This is a genomic window from Marivivens sp. ABH4_498 (assembly GCF_056160585.1).
The window spans coordinates 615,978-638,913 of the sequence record NZ_JBSWXL010000002.1 but is presented as its reverse complement, the minus strand read 5'-3'; the positions used below and the strand labels follow the sequence as shown (position 1 = coordinate 638,913).

General features: G+C 55.4%; 24 protein-coding genes. 7 read left to right on the top strand and 17 right to left on the bottom strand.

Going from position 1 to position 22,936, the window contains the following annotated elements; genetic code table 11:
• The first annotated feature begins 330 nt into the window (after nt 1-330).
• Nucleotides 331-660 (top strand): YnfA family protein, encoded by a 330-nt coding sequence (locus tag ACXAGA_RS07290; RefSeq protein WP_475116813.1) that lies wholly within the window; start codon nt 331-333, stop codon nt 658-660.
• On the opposite strand, the gene ACXAGA_RS07285 is transcribed toward ACXAGA_RS07290, so the two are convergent.
• On the bottom strand, nt 657-1,700 hold the full coding sequence (locus ACXAGA_RS07285; RefSeq protein ID WP_475116812.1) for a Gfo/Idh/MocA family protein: 1,044 nt from the start codon (nt 1,698-1,700) through the stop codon (nt 657-659). The two genes, ACXAGA_RS07290 and ACXAGA_RS07285, sit on opposite strands and share 4 nt — an antisense overlap.
• Before the next feature lie 92 nt (nt 1,701-1,792).
• Complete coding sequence (locus tag ACXAGA_RS07280) at nt 1,793-2,617, bottom strand: sulfite exporter TauE/SafE family protein (RefSeq protein WP_475116811.1); 825 nt, start codon at nt 2,615-2,617, stop codon at nt 1,793-1,795.
• Between the two features lie 194 nt (nt 2,618-2,811).
• Between ACXAGA_RS07280 and ACXAGA_RS07275 the strand changes: the two genes are divergently transcribed.
• Nucleotides 2,812-3,645: an amidohydrolase family protein gene (locus ACXAGA_RS07275; protein ID WP_475116810.1), complete on the top strand. Its 834-nt coding sequence runs from the start codon at nt 2,812-2,814 to the stop codon at nt 3,643-3,645.
• Nucleotides 3,646-3,863: 218 nt separating this feature from the next.
• On the opposite strand, the gene ACXAGA_RS07270 is transcribed toward ACXAGA_RS07275, so the two are convergent.
• The 4 genes from ACXAGA_RS07270 to ACXAGA_RS07255 all read right to left on the bottom strand — a co-directional run bounded on the left by ACXAGA_RS07270 (nt 3,864) and on the right by ACXAGA_RS07255 (nt 6,767).
• Nucleotides 3,864-4,424 (bottom strand): ester cyclase, encoded by a 561-nt coding sequence (locus ACXAGA_RS07270; RefSeq protein WP_475116809.1) that lies wholly within the window; start codon nt 4,422-4,424, stop codon nt 3,864-3,866.
• A gap of 806 nt (nt 4,425-5,230) precedes the next feature.
• Nucleotides 5,231-5,875, bottom strand: coding sequence for a LysE family translocator (locus ACXAGA_RS07265; RefSeq protein WP_475116808.1), 645 nt, complete (start codon nt 5,873-5,875; stop codon nt 5,231-5,233).
• Nucleotides 5,875-6,378, bottom strand: coding sequence for an anthrone oxygenase family protein (locus ACXAGA_RS07260; protein ID WP_475116807.1), 504 nt, complete (start codon nt 6,376-6,378; stop codon nt 5,875-5,877). The genes ACXAGA_RS07265 and ACXAGA_RS07260 overlap by 1 nt, the downstream gene beginning before the upstream one ends.
• Complete coding sequence (locus ACXAGA_RS07255) at nt 6,378-6,767, bottom strand: hypothetical protein (RefSeq protein ID WP_475116806.1); 390 nt, start codon at nt 6,765-6,767, stop codon at nt 6,378-6,380. Before ACXAGA_RS07255 ends, ACXAGA_RS07260 begins: the two co-directional genes overlap by 1 nt.
• 88 nt (nt 6,768-6,855) lie before the next feature.
• Between ACXAGA_RS07255 and ACXAGA_RS07250 the strand changes: the two genes are divergently transcribed.
• Nucleotides 6,856-7,482: a TetR/AcrR family transcriptional regulator gene (locus ACXAGA_RS07250; RefSeq protein WP_475116805.1), complete on the top strand. Its 627-nt coding sequence runs from the start codon at nt 6,856-6,858 to the stop codon at nt 7,480-7,482.
• Between the two features lie 411 nt (nt 7,483-7,893).
• On the opposite strand, the gene ACXAGA_RS07245 is transcribed toward ACXAGA_RS07250, so the two are convergent.
• Genes ACXAGA_RS07245 through ACXAGA_RS07220 form a run of 6 tightly spaced genes read right to left on the bottom strand, consistent with a single transcriptional unit; the run spans nt 7,894 to nt 12,326 of the window.
• Complete coding sequence (locus ACXAGA_RS07245) at nt 7,894-8,790, bottom strand: metal ABC transporter substrate-binding protein (protein WP_475116804.1); 897 nt, start codon at nt 8,788-8,790, stop codon at nt 7,894-7,896.
• Complete coding sequence (locus ACXAGA_RS07240; RefSeq protein ID WP_475116803.1) at nt 8,790-9,125, bottom strand: hypothetical protein; 336 nt, start codon at nt 9,123-9,125, stop codon at nt 8,790-8,792. The genes ACXAGA_RS07245 and ACXAGA_RS07240 overlap by 1 nt, the downstream gene beginning before the upstream one ends.
• Nucleotides 9,122-9,898: a DUF4198 domain-containing protein gene (locus ACXAGA_RS07235; protein ID WP_475116802.1), complete on the bottom strand. Its 777-nt coding sequence runs from the start codon at nt 9,896-9,898 to the stop codon at nt 9,122-9,124. The genes ACXAGA_RS07240 and ACXAGA_RS07235 overlap by 4 nt, the downstream gene beginning before the upstream one ends.
• A 15-nt stretch (nt 9,899-9,913) precedes the next feature.
• Complete coding sequence (locus tag ACXAGA_RS07230) at nt 9,914-11,083, bottom strand: ABC transporter permease (RefSeq protein WP_475116801.1); 1,170 nt, start codon at nt 11,081-11,083, stop codon at nt 9,914-9,916.
• On the bottom strand, nt 11,080-11,748 hold the full coding sequence (locus tag ACXAGA_RS07225; protein ID WP_475116800.1) for an ABC transporter ATP-binding protein: 669 nt from the start codon (nt 11,746-11,748) through the stop codon (nt 11,080-11,082). The genes ACXAGA_RS07230 and ACXAGA_RS07225 overlap by 4 nt, the downstream gene beginning before the upstream one ends.
• On the bottom strand, nt 11,748-12,326 hold the full coding sequence (locus ACXAGA_RS07220) for a hypothetical protein (protein WP_475116799.1): 579 nt from the start codon (nt 12,324-12,326) through the stop codon (nt 11,748-11,750). Before ACXAGA_RS07220 ends, ACXAGA_RS07225 begins: the two co-directional genes overlap by 1 nt.
• A gap of 341 nt (nt 12,327-12,667) precedes the next feature.
• On the opposite strand from ACXAGA_RS07220, the gene ACXAGA_RS07215 reads away from it, so the two are divergent.
• Nucleotides 12,668-13,300, top strand: coding sequence for a tyrosine-type recombinase/integrase (locus tag ACXAGA_RS07215; RefSeq protein WP_475116827.1), 633 nt, complete (start codon nt 12,668-12,670; stop codon nt 13,298-13,300).
• Between the two features lie 168 nt (nt 13,301-13,468).
• On the opposite strand, the gene pyk is transcribed toward ACXAGA_RS07215, so the two are convergent.
• The 3 genes from pyk to ACXAGA_RS07200 are packed head-to-tail and all read right to left on the bottom strand — an operon-like array spanning nt 13,469 to nt 17,255.
• Nucleotides 13,469-14,881: a pyruvate kinase gene (gene pyk / locus ACXAGA_RS07210; RefSeq protein ID WP_475116798.1), complete on the bottom strand. Its 1,413-nt coding sequence runs from the start codon at nt 14,879-14,881 to the stop codon at nt 13,469-13,471.
• A 33-nt stretch (nt 14,882-14,914) separates the two neighbouring features.
• The gene (locus tag ACXAGA_RS07205; RefSeq protein ID WP_475116797.1) at nt 14,915-16,171 is read right to left on the bottom strand and encodes a glycerate kinase type-2 family protein; all 1,257 of its coding nucleotides are present in this window, start codon (nt 16,169-16,171) and stop codon (nt 14,915-14,917) included.
• A 10-nt stretch (nt 16,172-16,181) separates the two neighbouring features.
• Complete coding sequence (locus tag ACXAGA_RS07200; RefSeq protein ID WP_475116796.1) at nt 16,182-17,255, bottom strand: tartrate dehydrogenase; 1,074 nt, start codon at nt 17,253-17,255, stop codon at nt 16,182-16,184.
• A 197-nt stretch (nt 17,256-17,452) separates the two neighbouring features.
• Here ACXAGA_RS07200 and ACXAGA_RS07195 point away from each other — a divergent pair, with 197 nt between their 5' ends.
• From ACXAGA_RS07195 to ACXAGA_RS07185, 3 genes are all read left to right on the top strand, one after another.
• Nucleotides 17,453-18,367: a LysR family transcriptional regulator gene (locus tag ACXAGA_RS07195; protein ID WP_475116795.1), complete on the top strand. Its 915-nt coding sequence runs from the start codon at nt 17,453-17,455 to the stop codon at nt 18,365-18,367.
• Nucleotides 18,368-18,491: 124 nt separating this feature from the next.
• Nucleotides 18,492-19,466, top strand: a complete 975-nt coding sequence (locus tag ACXAGA_RS07190) for a TAXI family TRAP transporter solute-binding subunit (RefSeq protein ID WP_475116794.1) — start codon at nt 18,492-18,494, stop codon at nt 19,464-19,466.
• Between the two features lie 86 nt (nt 19,467-19,552).
• Nucleotides 19,553-21,742, top strand: a complete 2,190-nt coding sequence (locus tag ACXAGA_RS07185) for a TRAP transporter permease (protein ID WP_475116793.1) — start codon at nt 19,553-19,555, stop codon at nt 21,740-21,742.
• 324 nt (nt 21,743-22,066) lie between these two features.
• Here ACXAGA_RS07185 and ACXAGA_RS07180 read toward each other — a convergent pair whose 3' ends face one another.
• Both ACXAGA_RS07180 and ACXAGA_RS07175 read right to left on the bottom strand, forming a co-directional pair.
• Nucleotides 22,067-22,480, bottom strand: coding sequence for a DUF1761 domain-containing protein (locus ACXAGA_RS07180; protein ID WP_475116792.1), 414 nt, complete (start codon nt 22,478-22,480; stop codon nt 22,067-22,069).
• Between the two features lie 32 nt (nt 22,481-22,512).
• Complete coding sequence (locus tag ACXAGA_RS07175; protein ID WP_475116791.1) at nt 22,513-22,935, bottom strand: VOC family protein; 423 nt, start codon at nt 22,933-22,935, stop codon at nt 22,513-22,515.
• Nucleotide 22,936: the final 1 nt, after the last annotated feature.

Below are 22,936 nucleotides of genomic sequence, written 5' to 3'. Positions count from 1 at the left end.
AGCTGCGCCCTAACTTATCGGCGCGCCCCGCCCGTCCTGCTTCAGAAGTCCCAACCGCGCCTCAGCGCCGCCGGTGAAGGGGGTTCTAAGGTTAAGACAGGAGAGGCGCAAGCGGTAATTTCAAAAAACTTACACATTTTGCATCCACCACCGAAATTGCCCAATAAATTAGCAGATTTTGCAGCTCGCACTGTTAGCGCCACCCCTTAAATCTAATTTGTGGTGATTTCCTTAGGTATAAATCACCTTTCGGTAGCGCAATCCCGCGAATCCCAACCCGAATCCGCTTTGTTTTGATTCCTTGCGCGGTTGCGTGCTAACCCCGCCTTTATGATGATCTATACATTATATATAGGCGCTGCCTTAGCCGAGATTTCAGGATGCTACTGTATGTGGCTATGGATGCGGCTGGATCGTTCCGTCTACTGGGCGATTCCGGGCGTCATTTTGCTGATCGCATTTGCGATTCTTCTGGCATTCATCCCAAATGAATTCGCAGGCCGCGCCTACGCAGCCTACGGCGGGGTCTATATAGCAGCATCCTTAGCTTGGATGTGGCTGATCGAAGGCCAACGCCCGACAGTTACCGACGTGTCAGGCGCCATAGTCTGCTTATTGGGTGCAGCGATCATTGTCATCGGTGCCGCGCGATCTGGTTAGAGACGCGGGTCGATAACCTGACCTGTCTGTGCGGCTTCTTTTACGGCATTGATAACAGACAAAGCCGCCAATCCATCCCATCCAGTGACGACGGGTTTTGCAATCCCGCGAATAACATCGCCAAATTGCGCAGCCTGTAGAACCAATGGGTCATCAAAACCGTGAATCAATTTCACCTGAGAGATCGGCTCCCACCAAGACCGCGCTCCATTGTCTGTCCATAACCCCAGCTGAGGCAAGGATAGGCTGCCTTTGGTCCCACCAATCCAGTAGCAGGCTTCGTTCGTCGCTGGATAGGCGGGGTTTTCGCGGGCGGTCAATTCCCAGCTGATCGGCGCGACAATCGTATCGCTGACATTGACGGTCCCCAAGGCGCCATTTTCAAACCGCAGCAAAACGACTGCGGTGTCCTCTACTTCGTTATTACGAACGGTATTGGATTCGATGGCCCGTACTTCGGTGATCGGACCACATAGGAATTGCAAAAGGTCGATATCGTGGATCAGGTTCAGGTAAATCGGACCTGCACCTTTGCGTTTGCGCCAATCCACGTCGTAATAATAGTCTGGCTTCATAAACCATGTGGAACACTGGACCGATACGATCTGCCCGATGTCACCGTCATTGATGGACTGTTTGGCACGTGCGATCAGCGGATTGTGACGGCGATGATGGCCAGCAGCGACAGGCACACCTGCTGCCTCTGCGCGCTGCAGAATCTTCCGCCCTTCGGCAATGTCGGTAAAGATCGGTTTTTCGATCAGCACGGGCAACGCAGCATCGATGCAGATATTCGCCCCATCCGCGTGCAGCGTATTGGGCGTCGCAAGCAGCGCGCCATCTGCCGCGCCTGCGGCAATCATGTCCGGCAAATCGGCAAACCATGTCGCACCTATGCTTTCGGCAAAACCTCGTCCTGCATCCGATGGATCCACCACCGCAGACAACGCGACTCCATCGGCCATTTGTACTGCGCGGCAATGGCGTTGCCCAATCAGGCCGGCTCCGACAACGGCAACTCTGGCGATATCTTTATTCATGGTCTGTCCTCCCTTAAACGCAGACAATCCATGAATTTGGGCAATGTCTATCAAAACCCACGCGAACCGATTATTTGATCAAGAACGCGATTTTAGGACAGTGCCGCGATGGCTTTGGTCAGCATGCGCAAGGCGGTGAAAATCAAAAACACACCAAAGACCCGTTTCAGTTTTTTGGAATCCAGTTTGTGAGCAAGCGCTGCGCCCAATGGTGCAAATACAAAAGTGGTGCAGGCGATAATAAACACCGCGCCCAAATTGACCTGCCCCAACATCAAAGGCGGCGCTCCGACTGGTGTCGGCACAATCATAAACCCGATTGCCGACGGGATCGCGATCAACATGCCAATGCCCGACGACGTCGCAACAGCCTGATGGGTCGATTTTCCAAAGTACGATAGGAACGGCACAAAGAACGATCCTCCGCCGATCCCCATCAGTGCAGACAATCCGCCGAACACAGTCGCGCTGGCAAATGTGACAGGAGCCCGTGGCAGCGTCGCCCCTTCGCGTGCAACGCTGGGCGACAACACCATATAGAGCCCGACGCAGGTTCCCAGAACGCCGAAAACCGCCATCATATGCGCGGATTCCATGATCTGAGCCAAAGCCATTCCCGACAATGCGCCAATCGCAACGGGCGCAATCAGCCGTTTCAGCAGCGACACATCCACCGCGCCCCGTTTCCAATGGGCCTGAACTGACCGCATGGATGTCGCAATAATTGTTGTCAGTGATGTCGCCACAGCAATTTGCATCGCGAATTCACCAGAATACCCGACGGAATGTAGGATAATCAAAAAGGCAGGAACCAGAACGACGCCGCCACCAACGCCCAATAGACCCGCCAAAATCCCCGCGACGGCACCCGCGGAAATCAAAATGGCCAGCATGTAAAAGATGTCCATCGCCTGCATTGCTCTGCGCTCCTGTCTGTTGGCGATAGGACTGATCAAAGCAGGCACATTTGGCAAGGTTTATTTCCCCCCTGCATCCTAGATGTATGAGCCGATACCTCTGCTAGGGCTAGGTTTATGCGGCAAAATCGTCTTTATTGCCGAGGACAGCCCAAAGCCAACATTTGAACCAACATAAGATTGACAACAATCCCATGACCCTTCACGCCATTCCCAAAGTCGACTGCCATTGCCATGTCTTCGACCCCGACCGTTTTCCGTATGACCCTGCATCGTCCTACCACCCTGCAGGTCAAGAAATCGGAACAGCGGCTCAGTTGAAAAATGTCTTTGCCGCGCATGGCGTTGAACGTGCGCTGCTTGTGCAGCCCAACAGCGGCTATGAATTTGACAACGCGTGTATGCTGGATGCGATTGCGCATAGCGACGGCCGATGGAAAGGCATCGCAGTTGTTGGCCCCGATACATCGCTTGACCAGCTGTCTGACCTAAAGGCCCAAGGCATCGTCGGAATTGCGGCGAACACAACCTTTTACGACAGGGGCCACTACAAAGATTACGGGCCATTGTTTGATCGAATTGCGCAGCAAGATATGATCTTGCAGGTTCAGGTTATGGACGACCTGCTTTTCGAAATCGCACCGATGCTGAATGACACGGGCGCACAATTGCAATTCGACCACTGTGGCAGACCCGACACCAGTGCGGGCATCAATCAACCTGCCTTTCAACAACTGCTGAAAATCGGGGAAACGGGACGCGCCGCGATAAAGCTGTCAGGCTATGCGAAATTCGCCGCCCTGCCCCACCCATATGATGATGCTGCGCCATTTGTCAGGGAATTGATGTCGGCATTTGGTACAGAAAATTGCCTGTGGGGGTCTGATTGGCCATTTCTGCGGTCACCATATCGAATGGACTACGGTCCGCAGCTGGATATGTTCGAAACCTTTGTTCCAGACCCAGTCGCCCAGCGCAAAATCCTATGGGACAACCCGTGCCGCCTATATGGATTTGACCAGTCATAGACCGTCACAGGCATCAAGCGCGCGGCGCGTAAAAACTATTCCAGCGAAGAGAAGACCCGCAGCGCTCTGGATGGACTGCGAGGGTGCGTTCCTTAATGCCTCAATCTGTCTTTGCAGCTCAAGTTCAACGTTGCCGATGCCGCACCAGCGACCAATGTTAGTAAAGCGCCGTTCTAGGTTTTGGAACGGCGCTGTTTCGTTACCCATCTGATTGGGTCTTATTCGATCAGGCCGATTTGCTTGTAAACGGCGTGATTGTCCCAGAACAGATATTCTTCGTCCATGACACCTTCGTCGGTCCAATGGCCAACAGTGGCCATGGTCAGCTTATAGCTTTTGCCAGTGGGTAGGATGAACTGATCGCCACCGATCGGCATCGGCTCCGAAAACGTGCCTTCGATCACACCAACGACGCCAGTCCATTCGCCTTGACCGATGCGAACTGGGTGAGTCTGGATCCGTGTATCTGGTGCAAAAACGAAGAACGCTTTCAGATCTTCGATATGCACATCAATACCTTCGGTCACGCGGCCATCGGGCCAATGCACTTTGATATCGTCAGCGTGGCTTTCATGCAGCCGGTCCCATTGCTGGTTCGAAAACACTTCGAAATCTAGCATATCGAAGGTTTCCAGGTTCTTGGCAATGCGCGCGCCTTCGGCCTGACGCTGGGCCAGTTCGGCCAACGCGGCAGTGGTGACATCGGCATCCTGCGCAGCAGAAACCGTACCAAATGTGGCGGCCATAACGGCGGCGGCGATAAGGGTTGCGGTTTTCATTTCAGCTTTCCTTTGCTCTGTGTTCTGCATTTTCTGTGATGCGATAAACAGAACATAGGCGCGGCAAATTCAGACGAAAATGTTGAAGTTTTGGGATAGCTAGGAACGAAATGTTCGCAATTGGAAATCTTAACAGATCCAAGGTTTTTGTGCCTTTCACGGCAAAGTCGATTAGCCCGCAGATCTTCCGGGGCAGCGCGCGCCCCTCCAGATAGACGGCAGTCAAACTGGACCACTTAGATGGGGCTGATCACCCTTGCCCACCACCGAAATCGGGACAAAGCAAAACCGCCCTCAGAGAGGTAACTTATGACGGAAATGGTAGATCCGTCTGGCGTCTGACCAAGGATGCCGGCTGGCAAACAAACCTACCCCAATCAGCTTCATTTGCCCCTGCATTTCAAGGCCGTTCGCAGAGCGTCATTCAAACAATTTTACCTCAACCGTCAGACGATTTTACCACTCAAAAAATCAATAGGCCGCGCCAAAGACGATTAGTCATGCCAATGTTCGGTCTGCGCATATGAAACCACGGATTTTCAAAGGCGCTTCGAAAGCATTTAGACGCTTTTTCTACGAATGACAGCTATAGGGCTCGTTGCCGCCATTCTCCGCCTTGCAGCATTTTGCTTGATAGCTCGCGCACCGACTACTGCTCACGGCCCAAAGCCGACATTCGCAAAGAGTGTTAGGGCTGCGTTGCAGAGGCCCCGAAGCGGACAGCGGTGCCGTTGCACAGAAATTTAAGCATTCGACGACGGTAATGCCGAACAAAGTGAGTTTTCGCAGTGGCTTTGCCAAGGACCTCAATGTTGGTCGGGGAGAGCAAGAAATCTCAACGCAACTCCCAGTGTGACGAGAAGGCCACCACATACCCTGTCGACCCAGAGTACGCCGCTATTGCTAAGAAACTGAACGGCTTTTGCGCCCAGGCCTGCGTAGGCGGCCATGACGATGGCATCGACCAAGATAAAGATCAGGGCCAGCTTAACGTACTGCGGCAACACAGGCTCCGTCGGGGCGAGGAACTGAGGCAGGAAAGCAGAGAAAAACAGGTAGCCTTTGGGATTTGCAACTGCGACGAGAAAACTCTTGCGAAAGATGGCCGTGTAGTTTCGTAGGGTCGTTGATTTGTTGTTTTCAGTTGGGCGTACGGCCTCCCCCAACTGACCTGTGGACCGCATCATCTGGGTGCCCAGCCAGACGAGGTAGGCCACACCGATCCATTTGACAACGCCGAACCAGAATGCGGAGGCGGCGAGAATAGCGCCCAATCCCAGACCAGCCGCAGTGATCAGAACGGCGTCTGAGATTGCCGCGCCAGCTATGCCGACCCCTGCAACAGCGATGCCGAACCGCGAACCATTGGATAGTGCGAGCAGAACGGTTGGACCCGGCGTCATAACGACAACCAGCGCCAGAACCGCGAATGTCAGAAGGGACAGCTCCATCACCCGCCCTCCGAATTCAGAAACAAAACGGCCAGTCCCGTTAAGAGGAGGCATATTCCGCTCACTGTGGTTCTGAGCACGTTCCAGACCTGCCAATTCGCTGAGTAGTCCTGCCAGATACTGCGCGCTGCATTGATGTCTGCTGGGATGACAATTTCTGCTAAAGCCTCATTCATTGGGACATTAACCATCGCGGTGACGAGGAACGCGCCACCAAAGTAGAGAGTGGCAGCCAGCCCAAAGAGTCTTGCGGATTTTCTCTGCGCCTTCTGAGCGGCGAAAATGGCTGTCGCCCCCAGGATGAACGGTGTCATAAAGAAAGCTGGGAAAAACACCGCATTCCGGACGGAAGCGTTCATGGCTTGCATTGCGGCGATTGCCGTGCGTGGGTCTGTCACGTCCAAGCCCCACATCGTTGAACAAACCCAAGCATAGAAAAACCCGAAGATGGCGCCGATGCTCAAGAGCGAGAGCATCGACATGGGCAAAAGGAACCGAGACATCAGGCCTGCCTCGCAGTCATTGCTTTTTGTGAGCGTGCCGCTCTCACAACAGACGAAAAGATGACGAGCGCAGCAAATTGGCCGAGCAGAACTGCCGGATAGATCAGGCCGAATTGTGCGTCAAAGTACTTCTGCGGACCAAAGGATATCAGCGCCATTAGCGCGGCGATGACGCTCAAGATGCACCCCTCTCGACTGGTAAGTGGCCCTACGATTATCGCTGCCAGAGCGCCAGACATTGCCGCTCCGATAAACGGGGCTATCCCGAACAGCGGCGTGGTGACAGGAGGGTGTGGTCTGATCCCAGCATACAAGGCGGAAAGCATGATCCCCTGCAGGATAATGAGCGTTGCCAGAGCGGCAATGACATGACGGTTTGATTTTTCCATTTTCCCTCTCCAAAAGTGTAATTTGCATTACGGTTGCACATAGCCGTAATAACAGTTACGGATTCTGTCAACAGGTTGGAGAGTGAAATTGCGAGAAGAAAAACGAGCCCTTCGCCAACAACAGATCGAAGCGGCTGCCTATGAGGTTCTTGAGGCAAAAGGGTATGGGGGAACATCCATGCAGGGCATCGCCAAACGGGCGCGTGCCTCGAACGAGACGTTGTACAACTGGTATGGTGATAAACAGGGGCTGTTCCGCGCCCTCGTCACGCGCAACGCCGAGGAAGTGAAGTCCCACCTTGAAGCCGAATTGGAAACAGACCATGAGGCGCTGTCAATTCTGGGAACACTTGGCCCCAAGCTCCTGAATTTGCTAACAGGTGATCGCGCTGTTGCCCTTAATCGGGCCGCAGCTGCCGATAGTAGTGGTGAGCTTGGCGCGACGCTTTCAAAGGCAGGTCGCGAAGCCATTTTTCCTTTACTGGAGCAGGTACTGCTTCGTGCGAGGCAAGAAAGAAAATTGCGTTTTAATGCATCAGAAGAGGCTGTGGGACTTTACTTGGACCTGTTGATCGGTGACTTGCAAATCCGGCGTGTGATCGGACGGCTACCAGCTCCAACGGAAGAATTTTGTGTAGCGCGCTCTCAGCGGGCTGTGAGCCATCTCTGCCAGCTACTGAGCAGCCAAGTTGCGACTGGTGAAATTTCTGGGTGAACCTATCGAGTCGTCTATTCAACGCGAATTCAAAGAACTCGGTGCTTAATGACATTAACGGCCCAAGATAGAGTCGCTTGAATTAAGGCCTAAGAGGCACTTCAGACGACCTTTTATTTTTTCATGTTTTTGGCGGTCCTCGTAAAAGCAGTCGTCGGCGTAAAACGTGCAGTCGAGATTGCCAAAATCGGCCCAATCCGGACTTTCGATTGATGGTCAAGCGCTGCGTCGCTGCTTCACCAGACCGGCTATTCGTGCATCGCGCAGCATTTTTGGTGGGTGAACGTCAGCGATGCGGGACCAAGCTGCCGTTCGACATTCTGATCCTAGGGTCTGCTTTCGACCCAATGTGAATCTTAGCGGTAAGCGAGCAATAAAACTACTGCTATGAACTTGCCACAGGTATGCTTTCTATTTGCGTTCGGCGTCAGATATTTCCATCATGGCGTTCTCGAACGCCTCAATGTAGGTGCGGCCTTCAATACCATGCGCGAGTGTCGGTAAGACAACGTTCGCGAGGCCAAGGTCACTTGCGACGGCGAACGCTGCTGCAGGTGGTTCTGCTTCCCAAATGAGGACCTGCGCACCCGTTTGATCGACAAGCGCCGCGAGGTCAGCACGTTCTGCATCGGTTGGCATGGCGCCGGCTTCCCATTCCAGTGATGAGACTGACAGGCGATAACGCCGTGCAAGGTATTGATAGCGCGGGTGTGTCGCAATGATCGCTGCATCCTGCAGACCATCAAACGCGATACGGGCATCCTTATCGATCGCGTCAAGGTCGGCACGCAGCGCGTCAAGTTGGGTTGCCACCTGATCGTCGGGGACGATCCCGCGCGCGGTTATCGCCGCGGCAATGGCCTCAGCCTGTGCAATGGCCAGTACAGGGTCGAGCCAAGTGTAAGATGCGATGCCTTCATGCGAATGCACGTCACCGTCACCATGGCTGTGTGTAATACTCTCGGTGCGGATGAACTGGTCTTCGATTGCGGCAGTCGTATTCACGACCTTGGCGCGTGGCAAGGAAACCCGATCAACCCAGGTCGCAAATCCCGCACCGTTCAACAGGATCATATCGGCATCCTGGATCGTGCTGATATCGGCAATGGACGGGCGCCAGAAAGAGGGGTCGACATCCTGCGGAACAGGAAAAACAACCTCTGCAGCATCCCCGACGAGGCGTTCGGCGAAATACTGCAAAGGATAGTTTACAGCGACGATACGCGGGCGATCCTGTGCCGCGACAGAGCTGGCGGCAAGAAAGGTCAACACCACTGCGAAGAAAGGTCTCAATGGGGGCATGGTCATCAACTCTGGCAACTGCGTGCAATGTCGTCGGGTGTTACGATCCAGTAATTATCATGGCTGCCGCTATCGACTTCGATCATGAGGCCGCCTGAATGGTCCACACTGTCAAGTGGAACGGCGATGGTTCCGTCTTCGTTGATCGGCAGCGTCAGCAGCAAGGTATTATTACCATCCAGCACGCGCACATCAGCAAGCATGACGGGATTTCCGTTTGAAAACTTGGCTTCGACCGTCACCGTTTCACAGTCAACTGATGCGAAAACCGTCAACTGATGCGCTGCCGCCCCGATGGGGGCGACAGCACAGATGCAAGCCAAGGCAATGGCCCGGATCACTGTCCTGTCCATTCTTCGAAGTGAACCCAGATCACGGCGCCAAGCTCGACAGCCTTCTCCTCGGCCGAAGTCTCTTCGGTCAGGGTGTAATCGGCTGTGTTCAAAGCGGCGAAACCCCACCAGCCGTCGGATGGTGGCGCATAGGTGAAGACACCGTTGGCGTCGGCCTTGACCGTCTGTGTGATCATCAGCTCGTCCGGGACGGTCGCACCTGCGCCATCATTGAAAAATTCGACCTCAACCTCTGCATAGGGCACGGCTTCGCCATCCATCTTGACGATGCCCTGAAAGACGTTGTGCTCCCACAGGCCGAAGGGCTTGGACAGCGGGACAATCTCGGTTTTCAGGCCCAGTTCGGTATCCCAGCCCTCGTCGTCGCCATAGGCGGTCACATAGGTTTTGGTGTAGTGGATGATAAAGGCATCTTCGGCAGGTTCCCAATAGGGCTGTGGTTCCATTGCAAAGATGTAGGTGCCGGGACGGTCCAGCGAATAATCAAGCGTATAGCCCTGATCATCCATCACAGTCGCACCTTCAAGATCGCCAAGCAGGTCCGTGGTGGTGCCTTCATGCGTGACCGAGAATGCCACAGGGGTATCAAGCATCATGCCATCCATTTCGAACGGATGCGAGAACGACATCGTCAGCGCAACACCTCGCCCGTCCTCCTGACTGATCATCGGATCATTGGGAATGATCATGCCGTAATGCGCCAAGGCGGGCGTTGCAGCGATAATGCTAGCGAGTGATGCAGTGATAAAATGACGTTTCATGGAACCTCCTGTTGATTATGACCCGAGCGCGAGCAGCCAACCTACCCAAGCTTCGGCATTGCGAGCGACAATGGCCGCGCCTGTTACAGCAATAAGTGCTGAAATTGATAGTATTGTGATTGTTTCGGCAGACAAGAGACGCAAAACCATTCCCCGCCGCGCCCCCAGTTTGACGGCCGTTGCGATTTCTCGGGCCCGCAACCGGTAGCTGAGGAATACCGCAAGCCCGATCGCGGCCAATGCTGCAATCGCAATGATCAGCGTGACCGCATCCAACAGTGACTTGATCCGGAAAATGCGGTCAACAAGGCTTCGGATCACACCAGCCGGTTCGATCAACTGGGCAAGGTTTTCGCTGTCCAGATAGCGCCCTTTCAGGATCGTGCCGGACCGCGCGTCATTGGGCACCACGATCACAGCAGAGGTCGGGAAACCGTCCTGACTGCCATGAAAATGAAAGCTTTCGATATTTGCGTCGGTGATCCGCTGATATTGTACGACGGCAGCATTGGACAACGCAGCGGTGCCCGCCGCAACCTGAGCCGCCGTCACCACATCTTCGTGGCCATGGCCAATACCCTGAATGACCCAAGCGGTTTTGATATCGACAAAAATGGCCTGATCATCGGGCGAGTTGGTTGGCGCAAGCACACCGACAATCGGCATCTCGAGCGGATAGACACCATCCAGATCAAACAGGTTTTCAGGTGAAGACACCAGACTGTCACCAACACCCTTGCCCAACGCCTGCGCGACATCTGCGCCAATCACCGCGTCGCCAAGAATAGAAAGGCCACGTCCGTCTGATACGTTCAGACCGCGAAAGTCGAAGTAGTCCAACGTCGTGCCCACAATCCTGAAGCCTGCGGACGAAAAAGCAGAATGAACGGGGATCGGCACCGCCAGTCCGCTATCCCAAACTGCTTCAACTTCGCGCATTGTCACAGGATCGGGGCGTTCGTCCGAAAAATAGAGGGCGGCCATTGTCAGGTCCAACTGTGACCCCCGACTGCCCAGCAAAAGCGGTGTCGCATCGCCCCGTGCGACAAGCGCACGTTCGCTGGTGGACAACAGGATCTGCGTTGCAATCGGAACAAACATGATCAGCGCGGCCACGAGTGTGAGCACTAGGCTGCGCCCCCAGTGATAGCGGAGGTAGGCAAAAGCGAGGTAGAGCGCGTTCATGCGTCGGCCCCTTGTCGGAACTGCGCAAAATCCAGCACACGCTCGAACCGCGGCAACAGTTCATGGTCATGAGTTACGGCAAGAACGGCGGCACCTGCTTCGCTAGCCTGTTCAAACAGCAGATCAAGGATGCGGGATTTGCTTTCAGGATCAAGATTACCTGTGGCTTCATCTGACAGGATCAGTTTCGGCTGTGCCACCAAAGCCCTGCAAATGGCGACCCGCTGTTGTTCACCTTGGCTCAGAGCCGTTGGGTGGCGGTCCAGTTTGTCGCCGATCCCGCAGGACGCAGCCAAGGCTTCTGCCCTTTCGCGCGCCTCGGCGTTCAGCGTCAGGGCCGGTGTGATCCGGTAAGGATAAAGGATGTTCTGGCGCGCCGACAGATAATCCAGCAACGCAAAGTCCTGAAACACAAAGCCGATGGTGCTGGCGCGAAAGCGGCGGCGCTCCACCTCGGATAGTGTGGCAACATCAGTGCCTGCCACGTCGATCCGGCCAGCCTCGGGTGTCAGGATGCCCGCGATGAGGTTCAAGAGTGTAGTCTTGCCGCTGCCGCTTGGGCCCACGATGGCCACACGTTCGCGATCTTGCAGATGAAACGATGGTACACGCAGGCCAAAGCTGGTTGCGCTGTAACGGAAGGAAAGGTTTTCAACGGTAATCATCAGTTGATCTGCGGGGCCAGAAAGGTTTCACCGGCCGCATCCCGATTGACTTCCAAAAGCTCGAAATCGGTGATCCGCCAAGCCCCCTCGACAGGCGAAACCAAAAGGTCAGCGCTATATGTGTTGCCACGCACATGCAGGTGTTCGGCATGTCCGACCGTGCCGATCACCTGCCATGACGCGTCAATGGCCAACGCTGCACCGTCGCGCGAAACGCGGGTATTTAGCAATTTGATCTCGTGAATTGTCTGATCAGCCTCTTCAAGTCCACCTCCCGCCATCGCGCCCACACGCTCCAGATAAAGATACTCCAACGCGTCGCCATGTGTCACGCTGGCAAGCGTGTCATAGATCGCGTCCTCTTCAGTCTGGCCAAATGCATCATAAACCACCAACAGCAAAGCGGGTGTCAGTCGCCAAAACTCCGCACCCGCCTCTTCAACGGTCATCGGATCAAGGCCGGGCGCGGCAAATGCATCGGTGTCCGACACTGCATCATGCGCCGGTATCATGACAAGCGCGCCGACGGCAACGGCACCGAGAACGGCAAGACCAGAAAAAAGGGTAAGTCGGTTCATCGTCCAAAGGCATCCACTTGAGGGTTCGGCAGTCTCAGAAATGTGTCGCATAGAAGCAATGAAAGCAAGCAGGCAACATCACAATGTTGGCATCCAGCGCAACGCAGAATGCGAGCATTTCGAACTAGGGCCATTACAGCGCATTGATGATTGAAAGCGATGTCTTGCAAACTCGCAGGCAAGGTCCGGTGTCGCGCTGAAGCGGCCGTTTGTGCGGGTTGCAGCATTTGACACTCTGGGCTCGAAGCCGACCTCGGATGCGACGCAGAATGTTGTGGTATGCTACCTTGGTCAACGTCGGGTTGTCGATGTGGGTGGGCGTGGTGGATGGAGGACCCATCATGGAAACACGAAACTTACCCGCCATCCGCGCTTGTCGTCCTGCCTGGAATAAGGGCCGCATCGTCGGCCAGAAGCGACCGCTCAAGCCGAAACACGTTTGGGCAATCAGGGTCAGGCTTGAGCTGGCTGAAAACCATCGTGATCTGGCGCTGTTCAATCTTGCCATTGAAAGCAAGCTACGTGGATGCGATTTGGTGAGAATGAAGGTGGCCGATGTCATGGCATCAGGCCAAATCAAGGAACGCGCGTCGGTTCTGCAGAGCAAGACGCAGAAGCCTGTCCGTTTCGAAATCTCCGAAGGCACTCGTGCATCTCTGGCAAGCTGGATGCGGGAGCCGTTGATGGTCGGGCCAGAATACCTCTGGCCTGGACGTTTTCATGAACGGCTTCACATTTCGACCCGCCAATATGCACGCATTGTGCGTGACAGGGTGACGTCCATCGGTCTGGAGGCTAGCGCCTACGGTACGCATTCTATGAGGCGAACGAAGGTGACCCAGATCTACAAGAAAACGGGCAACCTTCGGGCAGTCCAGCTACTGTTGGGCCATACCAAAATGGACAGCACCGTCAGATATCTTGGCGTTGAACTAGAAGATGCATTGGTGATTTCAGAATCCATCGAGATCTAACAGGTCAGGGCCGTCTTCACGGACGGCCCTGAGCGGGCGTTCAATTCGTCTGATAACGCTGCACCGCAGCTAAGCTTATCCAACTGCATTTCAGGTGTTTCGTTGAAGCTCACGGTCACCACACACTTGAGAGTATGGCTTTAGAACCCATTGTTCGTGCGGGCAGTTCTATCGTAATGTAGCGACGCGAATGTTGTTTGTGCTACCGATCTGGCCGAACGGAACGCCTGATAGGACCACCATTTTTTCACCAGACTCCGGTTGCAATAGCTGTCGACACTCTGCCTTGGCCGTTTCGACCATGCTGTCGTAGTCTATAGCAGCCGACTCCAACACTGATCGCGCGCCCCAGACCAGCGCCATGCGACGTGCCACACAGAGATCGCGGGTCATGATCACGAGGGGCAATTTCGGGCGGCGTGCAGAGACCCGCAACCCTGTCAAGCCGCTCATTGAGTAGGCCGTGATACAGACAGCATTCAAGGCACAGGCCAGTGTCGCACCCGTGTCGGCAATCGCGTCAGCATCGCTTAGGCAAGCCTCTCGCGATGAAGACATGGCCGCCTCGTAGAAACTATGCCTCTCGGTCGAGCGAATGATCCGATCCATCACTTCGACGGCTTCTGTTGGAAAGTCGCCTGTCGCACTTTCTGCCGATAACATCACCGCGTCGGCGCCGTCATAAATCGCCGTGGCAACGTCCGACGCTTCGGCTCGGGTCGGTGTCGGGGATGTAACCATAGATTCCAGCATCTGCGTCGCCACAATGACCGGGCGGCAGGTGCGTCGACACAGAGCGATGATTTCTTTTTGACGGGCGGGCACGTCCTCAGGAGGTATTTCGACGCCAAGGTCGCCCCGCGCAATCATGATCGCGTCAGATTTTTCAACGATCCCTTCAATTTCCACCAGAGCGGAGGGCTTTTCTATTTTCGAGATCAAGCCAGCACGACCGTCGATGATTGCCTTAATTTCAGCGAGGTCAGTAGCCTTTTGCACAAAGGACAACGCTACCCAATCCACACCGTTGTCCAGCCCGAATTGAAGGTCGGCGCGGTCCTTTTCGGTTAGCACGGGTAAATCCAAAATGCAGTCAGGTAGGTTGACCCCCTTGCGATCACTGACTTTTCCGCCTTCCAAAACTTCGGCCTCAATCCGGCCTACTTGCTTGTTCGTGACCCTTAGGCGTATCCGCCCATCATCGATGAACAGGCGGTGGCCCGTTTCAATGGCATCAAAGATTTCTGGGTGCGGGAGGGGCAAGCATGTTTCGTCCTCAACCGTTTCTGATGGCAGGAAACAGACCTTCTCGTGCCGGTCCAGAATGCGTGATCCGCTTTCGATGCGTCCAAGTCTGATCTTCGGTCCCTGCAAGTCCTGCAAAATACCAATGGGCGCGCCAAGCTCTTTTTCCAGCTTGCGTATGGCCGCAATCGTTGCGGCATGGATGTCGTGTTCGCCGTGGCTGAAGTTCAGGCGAAACGTATCGACGCCTGCGTAAAACAGGTTGCGCAGCATAAACGGCGAAGCGCTTGCTGGGCCAACTGTGGCAACGATCTTGGCACGTCTGGAACGGATCATGGGGTGTCCTTTGGGGCGGGTCGTAAAAAGGTGTCAGCGAACAAGCACAGCGCGAAAATCATTTACATTGGTGAGGGTCGGGCCTGTCATGATCAGGTCGCCCATGGCTTCGAAAAGGCTATAGCTGTCGTGTCTTGCCAGGTAGTGCTTGGGGCACATGCCAACACGTTCAGCCCGGGCCAGCGTATCCGGCTCAATGATGGCACCAGCTGCGTCTTCAGTGCCGTCGATGCCGTCGGTGTCTGCCGCAAGCGCATGAATGTTGGCGTGCCCGTTCAGCGCGATCGCGAGGCTGAGAAGAAATTCGGTGTTCCGCCCCCCCCGACCGGGCTTTGTACCGCCGATTGAAACGGTCGTTTCGCCGCCCGACAGCAAAACAGCCGGGGGGGATGACGGTGTTTTTTGACGTGCGACCCATGTCGCCATCCCCGACATTGCAATGCCCAATTCACGCGCCTCGCCCTCTAGCGCATCCCCAAGAATGGTAGGTGTCACGCCAGCTTCGCGGGCAACCCTCGCTGCCGCCTCAAGCGACAGTTGGGGCGTGGCGACAAGCCGGTAATCCACATCAAAGGGGGACTGCTCTTTTGTGGGCGCCAAGAGGATTTCCCGCGCGGCGTGGGGCAGATCGGTGCCAAGGCGGTCGACGAGCGGACTAAGGTCTTCGCCCGCTGTCGGGTCTGGAACCGTCGGGCCCGATGCGATTGCGGCGGGATCGTCGCCCGGGACATCCGAAATGGCCAAAGTCACAAGCTTGGCGGGATGCACCGCACGGGCAAGTCCTCCGCCTTTGATCAAAGACAGCCTGCGCCTGATCTTGTTCATGTCCTCAATGGTCAGGCCTGATTTCAGCAGGATTTTGTTGACGGTGATCTTTTCCTCCAACGTCAACGGGGCCTTTGGCAATGGTAGCAGCGACGATCCGCCGCCTGATATCAGCGCGATCACAAGATCACCTTCGCCGGCCGAGGCCGCCGTTTCCATGACCTCTCGGGCGGCTTCCATTCCAGCCACATCGGGTACTGGATGCGAGGCCTCAAGAACCTTTATACGAGACGTCGGCACGGCGTGTTCGTAGCGTGTGACAACGACGCCCGACAGGTCTACATCAGGCCAAGCCTGCTCAACTGCCAATGCCATGGCTGCGGCAGATTTACCCGCCCCGACGACGATACAGCGACCTGTCGGTTTTTCTGGGAGGTGCGAGGCCAGAACAGTTGCCGGATCAGCAGCCTCAATGGCAGCCGTCATCATTCGGCGCAAAAGCGCCGTTGCATCGTCGTCGGTCATGGGTCAGTCCTCAGATGTTTTCGCCGCGGATCGCTTCGCAGACCGCATCAGTGACTTCCTGCGTATTCGCGGTGCCACCCACATCGGGGGTCATGATGCCATCAGCGCAAACTTTTTCGACCGCCCGCATCAGGCGTGCGGCAGCCGCGCTTTCACCAAGATGCTCCAACATCTGACTGGCGGTCCAAAACGTCGCGACCGGGTTGGCGATGCCTTTGCCCGTGATATCAAAGGCCGAGCCGTGGATCGGTTCAAACATGGACGGGAAGCGGCGTTCGGGGTCGATGTTGGCCGTTGGCGCAACACCAAGCGAGCCCGCCAAAGCACCAGCCAGGTCCGACAAGATGTCTGCGTGCAAGTTAGTGGCAACAATCGTATCAAGAGATTTGGGGTCTTTGACCATGCGTACGGTCATGGCATCAACCAGCATCTGATCCCATTCCACATCGGGGAAGTCCTTGGACACTTCCATCGCGATTTCGTCCCACATGACCATGCCGTGACGCTGCGCGTTGGATTTGGTCACAACGGTCAGGAACTTGCGGGGACGGGATTGCGCCAGTTTGAACGCATACCGCATGATCCGCTCAACCCCGACGCGGGTAAATATCGAAACTTCGGTTGCGACCTCTTCGGGCATACCTTTGTGGGCTCGGCCACCTACCCCAGAATATTCCCCTTCGGAGTTTTCGCGCACAATCACCCAATCCAGGTCGCCAGGGCCTACGCCCTCCAGCGGGGCAGTAATGCCGGGCAGAATACGCGTAGGACGGACGTTGGCGTATTGATCGAAGCCTTGGCAGATCGGAAGGCGCAGCCCCCAAAGTGTCAGGTGGTCCGGCACATCAGGTGCGCCAACCGCACCAAAAAAGATTGCATCGAATGCCTTGAGCTGTTCAGTCCCGTTTTCAGGCATCAGCGCGCCTGTGCGCTTATACCGTTCTGAACTCCAATCAAATTCAGTGACATCAAACTCAAAACCACCGTCCCTGCGCGCCAGCGCCTCAAGCGCTTGGTGACCTGCGGCGATAACTTCCGGCCCGATACCATCAGCAGGAATTGAGGCGATCTTGTATGTTTTCATTGCGTTCTTCCGATCTACTAATAAGCTCTGCGCGACAATGGATTGACGATTAAGAAGGAAGGTCACACGGTCATCGTGTTCCCTACGATCTATGATGTCTGTCCAGCACTTGTCGTAAAGTTACCTTCCCTCAATCGTTGCGCTCAATCGGCACAGGATTATATACTGATCTGAAATAGTGGTGTGAGGGCCCAACTTTGGACATTACGCAGATCAAAAGCTTTCTTGCCGTAGCCGAAACCCTTCATTTTGGCAGAGCAGCGCAGTCGCTCGGGATATTGCCAGCCTCTTTGGGGCGTCAGATTCGTCTGCTTGAAGACAAGCTCGAGACTCGCCTCTTTGTGCGCACCACCCGGTCCGTTTCGCTGACAGAGGCCGGCAACAGTATTCTAGAAGACGCCAGAGAGTTGGTCGCCCAAGCAGAGCGCCTTGAGACCAAGATCAGGGATGTCAGAAAGTCCGAAAAGCCTATTCTAAGGGTCGGCGCTATCGACAGTGCCGCGGCGGGGCTGATGCCGCAACTGCTAAAAATGGTACGCGAAGACCTTCCGGATCTTGATATCCAGTTATACGAGCAAAAGACGATTCACCTTCTTCCCAAACTGCTGAGCGGGTCCATTGATATTGCGTTTTGTCGCCCACCTGATGTGCGCGATCAGCGGCTAAACTTTCGAACGCTGTTTTTTGAAACGGCAGTCGTTGCTTTGCCAGAAACACACCGTTTGGCAAAAAAGGACGCTATTGCGATTTCTGATTTGGCTGATGAGCCGCTTATCGTCCCCGACCGCCGATCACGCCCGCACTCACACGATCTTACGATTAAGTTATTCGTTGACGTCGGTTTGACCGCTAGGATCGCACAGATCGCAGAGGAAAAGCAGACGATTGTGAACCTTGTGGCTGCAGGCACGGGCCTGGCGATTGTACCACGCTGGACGTCGCGGTTTCAGGTGCCTGGCGTCGCTTTTGTGCCGCTTTCAATTCCGCAGGGTGCGACCCGATCAAAATTGATCTTGGCTGCGGCATGGACACGTGGCACCCGCGACGAAAGGCGGGATGCTTTTCTTTCTATTCTTGAAAAGAACTTGCCCGAATTAGAACGCACGGCTTAATTATATCAATCTTGAATATAAACTCTGGCGCATAGCGATGTGACGTGGTTCTTCCCATCATGCTGACAGATGCATTCCGTTCCCGGAGGCGCATTGGAGGATATACCTTGGAGGAGGAACACCCATGAAATTCGCAACTTTTACAGCGGCCGCCCTTTGTGCTGCAATCGCGATGCCTTTGTCTGCACAAGACCGCGACGGCTGGCCCAGCAGCCTAACGATCGGCACCGGCAGCCAAGGCGGCACATACTTCACATATGGCAGTGGGTTTGGCGCCATGATCAGCGAAGCGCTGGATCTGAACGCCGGCGTTGAAATCACCGGCGGCCCTGTTCAGAACGTCACGCTGGTTGAGACAGGCGAGCACCAGATGGGGTTCGTAACCTTGGGGCCTGCCGACGAAGCCCGCCGTGGCGAAAGCCCGCTAATGCCGGGTGTGCCGCATGAAAACGTGCGTGCGTTGTTCCCGATGTACCAGACACCGCTGCAGGCGGCTGTCCTTGCCAGCTCTGACATCATGAGCTTTCAGGACATGGCTGGGCAGCGCGTTGGTGTTGGCCCTGCTGGCGGCACATCTGCAACGTACTGGACACGTTTCTTTGAAAACGCCGAAGGCTATGACGGCGTGAACATTTCCAACGCTGGTGGTTCGGATACAGCCGGTCAGCTTAAAGACGGCCTGATCGACGCTTTCGTTTATGCTGCGGGTCTGCCGACAGGAGCCTATGCACAGCTTGCAGTCGAAAACGACGTGCGCTTCCTCTCTATGGATGATGAAACGCTGGACCAGATGATGGAAATCGTGCCTGCTATGGCGCCTTTCACCATTCCAGCCAACACTTACGAGGATCAGCCAGAGGATCTTCAGACTGTCTCTCTTTGGAACTTTGCCATCGCCCATCAGGACATGCCTGAAAGCCTGGCCTATGAGATCACAGCACTGGCCATGGAAAACCACGACCGTATGGTTCAAAACCACGCAGCCGCCCGCGAGACCCTGGCAGAAAACGTGGTGAAGAACGCGGTTGTTCCCTTCCACCCCGGTGCTGTGCGCTGGTTCGAAGAGAACGGCTATGAGATCGCTGACGAACTGAAATAATCAGCTTCAATCTGATTTTGACGCGGGCGGTCGAATTTGTTCCCGTCCGCGTTTTTCTTTCAACCCCTTTCTCGGGCAGCCATAAAATGAAAAAATCCCAAGACAGCGCCATCCGGACCAGCGCTGACACCACGCTTTCCGTCATCGAACAGGAGACTGCCAAGGCGAATGTTGATGAAGAGGCCTTGGCCGGCAATCAAAGGGACCTTGAAGGAACGCGCAGCATGCTCGTCGCGGCCCTGTGTGTCGCCTATTCTGTCTTTCACTTACTCGTTATGAACGTCTACCCGCTCGAGACTTGGGCCTACCGTCTAAGCCATGTCGGAGGTGGGCTTTTTCTTGGGTTTTTATTGTTCGGTGCGAAAGCGCTTTCAGGGCCAACCGCGCAAAATACGCGAAACCCGCTGTCGCTTGGCCTGTTGGCCCTTTCGGCAGCAGCAATTCTGTATGCCGCCGTTACAGTTTCCGCAATCTGGATTAATGGCCGTGCTTTGGGCAACGCACTTCCCCCCGCTTGGGCAATGTCGACATTTGGCATTCCGTTGGTGCTGGGGACTGCATTGGCAGTCGTTCATAGCTGGGTGTTCCCGCAGCTTGATCGGCGACAGTTCGCCCTCGCTGACATCCTTTTGGCCGTGGCCGCTATTATCGCAACCGCTTACCTCATCTTTTTTGCTCGGCAACTGCAGCTACGCGCCGGTATGCCAATGGCACTGCCCGGCGATATGTGGGCCGCTGTGACGGGTGTTATCCTGATCATCGAACTGACTCGCCGCTTGGCCGGTATGGCATTGGTTATCATTGCCGGCGTTTTCGTGGCCTATGCTTTCCTTGGTCCGTGGTTGCCCGGCATCTTTGAACACCGTGGCTACGACGCGAAACGTTTCTTTTCCTATATCTACACCGACAATGGGATCCTCGGCGCTCCGATTGCGATTTCGTCGACCTATATCATCCTGTTCGTGATCTTTGCGGCTTTCCTGCAAACCACCCGTGTTGGTGAATACTTCGTCAACCTCGCCTTTGCAGCTGCCGGTCACAAACGCGGCGGACCTGCCAAAGTGGCGATCTTTGCATCCGGTCTTATGGGCATGATCAACGGCACATCCGCGGGCAACGTAGTGGCCACAGGGTCCCTGACGATCCCGATGATGAAAAAGGTCGGCTACAAACCCCAGACCGCGGCGTCGGTCGAGGCTGCGGCCTCGACTGGTGGGCAAATCATGCCGCCGATCATGGGCGCAGGTGCGTTCATCATGGCTGAAATCACCGGTATTTCGTACATGGCGATTGTTTCCGCCGCGATCATCCCTGCCGCGCTGTATTTCATCTCGGTTTACTTCATGATCGATCTGGCCGCGCAAAAAGCGAATCTTAAAGGCCTGCCACGGGACCAACTGCCAAAGCTGGGCGTGCTGGTGCGTCAAATCTATCTGCTGACGCCGATTATCGTTCTGATTTCCGCACTCTTTGCGGGCTATTCCGTCATTCGCTGCGGCACACTCGCGATGATGACAGCGGCTGTTGTGTCATGGCTGACACCGCATAAAATGGGGCCAAAGCAGCTATTCCACGCGCTGGACAATGGCGCGCGGATGGTACTGCAACTGGTCGCGGTTTGTGCAACTGCCGGCATTATCGTAGGGGTCATCGCACTGACAGGGATTGGGTCACGTTTTTCGACTGTCCTGTTGACGCTCGCGGATCAAAGCCAGATTCTAGCGCTATTCTTTGCGATGGTAGTCTCCATCGTATTGGGGATGGGGATGCCAACGACAGCCGCTTACGCTGTTGCGGCCAGTGTCATCGCACCGGGTGTGGTAAACCTTGGCGTTGAACCGCTGATCGCGCACCTTTTCATCTTCTACTTTGCGGTCATGTCAGCCATCACACCGCCTGTAGCTTTGGCGGCTTATGCAGGATCCGCGCTGGCTGGGTCAGACCCTGTCAAGACAAGCGTCGAGAGCTTCAAGATCGGTCTCGCGGCCTTCGTGGTGCCCTACATGTTCTTCTATTCTCCGGCGATGCTGCTGCAGGGCAGCTGGATCGAAATCATCCACATCGCGATTTCGGCAGTGATTGGTGTTTATCTGCTCTCATGTGCCGTGCAGGGATGGCTGGTGGGGCACGCCAATGCCACGGTCCGGGTCCTAGTGATGGCCGCAGGGCTGTTCATGATCGCGGGTGGGTGGATGACAGACGCCATCGGCCTGGGCCTTGCCGTCCTGCTGGTTGCTTACCAAAAACGCGGCGCTGCCTCAAATGCGGCCGCGTGATGATGAAAGACGACGGAGGCGGCCAGCAGAGCAACTGCGGCTGCCTCTATGTGTGAACTGCAGGGCTCGGGCAACCTTAGGCGGCAAGTCTGGGCGACGAAACCGCCGCGGCCTAACTTGTATCTTCGTCTCCATCAGCGCGTCACTGAGGTGTCGGTACCGTCAACCTCGGCCAGCAGACCATAGCAACAGTCCATTCGCCGCGTAGCGGCGAACGACCGCTTCCCGCCCTTCATTGACACCAAAGGTCATTGTGCCAAGACAAAGTTCAGAGACCATCAAACCGGTGAGGCCAAGCGTATTGTAGCGCATGTCAATGGCCTCCTAGAGTAAGACAAGCACGATGGAGATAATCAGCGCTGCGAGCACGTGATATGCGCCTCTAATCACGCCATACGCACCATGGTTGGGAATGTTGGGGTTGATGCCAGTATCGACCGTCGTTGCCGCCAGATAGCCGATTCCAACGAAGAGGCCAAAACCAATGGCCTGCCCAACGGTTTCGATACCTAGCGCTGCCATCAGTATTGCACTCGTCAACGCGGTGACGACGCTCCAGATCAGCGGGCCAAGAATGAAGATCATACCAGGTTTGGCCGATGGGTCATGTTCGCGCCCAAGAGCGGCGGAATAGGCTTTGCCGAACAACGCGGTAAACCATAGGCCTCCCAGCATGAAGGACGCGAAGGCCGCAACTGCGACACCCAGCCATGAGATTTCGGTGATGTGTGTGAGCATTCTAAATATCCCTTAATTATAATAATTTCCGATCAGCCTTCGTAAGGCACTTCGATGTCCAGAACCCAAGTCACGCCGAACTTGTCTTTGAGCATCCCGTAAAGTGGGGACCAAGCCGCCTCACCTAGAGGCTGCATCACGGTTGCGCCATCGCTAAGCTTTTCCCAAAACCCGTTCAGCTCGGCTTCGTCATCGCCGCGCACGGATACGAACACCGGGATTGTGCCAGCATTCCAGTCCATTGCAGATGGGACGTCATAAGCCATAACGTGAAACCCGTTTTCGCCTGCGACCTGACCCCACATGATCTGGTCGGCTTCAGCCTCGTTTTGCACGGCATGGGCATCAGCATAGCTGACGGCTGCCATATGTCCGCCAAAGACGGATTGATAAAATGTCAGCGCGTCGCGGGCCTGGCCACGAAAGTTAAGGTGCGTTGTCGTTGCGATGCTCATT

Excerpts from the sequence above, each read along its gene's own strand:
- ACXAGA_RS07290 (WP_475116813.1), top strand. The coding sequence starts at position 331 with ATGATGATCTATACATTATATATAGGCGCTGCCTTAGCCGAGATTTCA.
- ACXAGA_RS07285 (WP_475116812.1), bottom strand. The coding sequence starts at position 1,700 with ATGAATAAAGATATCGCCAGAGTTGCCGTTGTCGGAGCCGGCCTGATT.
- ACXAGA_RS07280 (WP_475116811.1), bottom strand. The coding sequence starts at position 2,617 with ATGCAGGCGATGGACATCTTTTACATGCTGGCCATTTTGATTTCCGCG.
- ACXAGA_RS07275 (WP_475116810.1), top strand. The coding sequence starts at position 2,812 with ATGACCCTTCACGCCATTCCCAAAGTCGACTGCCATTGCCATGTCTTC.
- ACXAGA_RS07270 (WP_475116809.1), bottom strand. The coding sequence starts at position 4,424 with ATGAAAACCGCAACCCTTATCGCCGCCGCCGTTATGGCCGCCACATTT.
- ACXAGA_RS07265 (WP_475116808.1), bottom strand. The coding sequence starts at position 5,875 with ATGGAGCTGTCCCTTCTGACATTCGCGGTTCTGGCGCTGGTTGTCGTT.
- ACXAGA_RS07260 (WP_475116807.1), bottom strand. The coding sequence starts at position 6,378 with ATGTCTCGGTTCCTTTTGCCCATGTCGATGCTCTCGCTCTTGAGCATC.
- ACXAGA_RS07255 (WP_475116806.1), bottom strand. The coding sequence starts at position 6,767 with ATGGAAAAATCAAACCGTCATGTCATTGCCGCTCTGGCAACGCTCATT.
- ACXAGA_RS07245 (WP_475116804.1), bottom strand. The coding sequence starts at position 8,790 with ATGACCATGCCCCCATTGAGACCTTTCTTCGCAGTGGTGTTGACCTTT.
- ACXAGA_RS07235 (WP_475116802.1), bottom strand. The coding sequence starts at position 9,898 with ATGAAACGTCATTTTATCACTGCATCACTCGCTAGCATTATCGCTGCA.
- ACXAGA_RS07230 (WP_475116801.1), bottom strand. The coding sequence starts at position 11,083 with ATGAACGCGCTCTACCTCGCTTTTGCCTACCTCCGCTATCACTGGGGG.
- ACXAGA_RS07225 (WP_475116800.1), bottom strand. The coding sequence starts at position 11,748 with ATGATTACCGTTGAAAACCTTTCCTTCCGTTACAGCGCAACCAGCTTT.
- ACXAGA_RS07220 (WP_475116799.1), bottom strand. The coding sequence starts at position 12,326 with ATGAACCGACTTACCCTTTTTTCTGGTCTTGCCGTTCTCGGTGCCGTT.
- ACXAGA_RS07215 (WP_475116827.1), top strand. The coding sequence starts at position 12,668 with ATGGAAACACGAAACTTACCCGCCATCCGCGCTTGTCGTCCTGCCTGG.
- pyk (WP_475116798.1), bottom strand. The coding sequence starts at position 14,881 with ATGATCCGTTCCAGACGTGCCAAGATCGTTGCCACAGTTGGCCCAGCA.
- ACXAGA_RS07205 (WP_475116797.1), bottom strand. The coding sequence starts at position 16,171 with ATGACCGACGACGATGCAACGGCGCTTTTGCGCCGAATGATGACGGCT.
- ACXAGA_RS07200 (WP_475116796.1), bottom strand. The coding sequence starts at position 17,255 with ATGAAAACATACAAGATCGCCTCAATTCCTGCTGATGGTATCGGGCCG.
- ACXAGA_RS07190 (WP_475116794.1), top strand. The coding sequence starts at position 18,492 with ATGAAATTCGCAACTTTTACAGCGGCCGCCCTTTGTGCTGCAATCGCG.
- ACXAGA_RS07185 (WP_475116793.1), top strand. The coding sequence starts at position 19,553 with ATGAAAAAATCCCAAGACAGCGCCATCCGGACCAGCGCTGACACCACG.
- ACXAGA_RS07180 (WP_475116792.1), bottom strand. The coding sequence starts at position 22,480 with ATGCTCACACACATCACCGAAATCTCATGGCTGGGTGTCGCAGTTGCG.
- ACXAGA_RS07175 (WP_475116791.1), bottom strand. The coding sequence starts at position 22,935 with ATGAGCATCGCAACGACAACGCACCTTAACTTTCGTGGCCAGGCCCGC.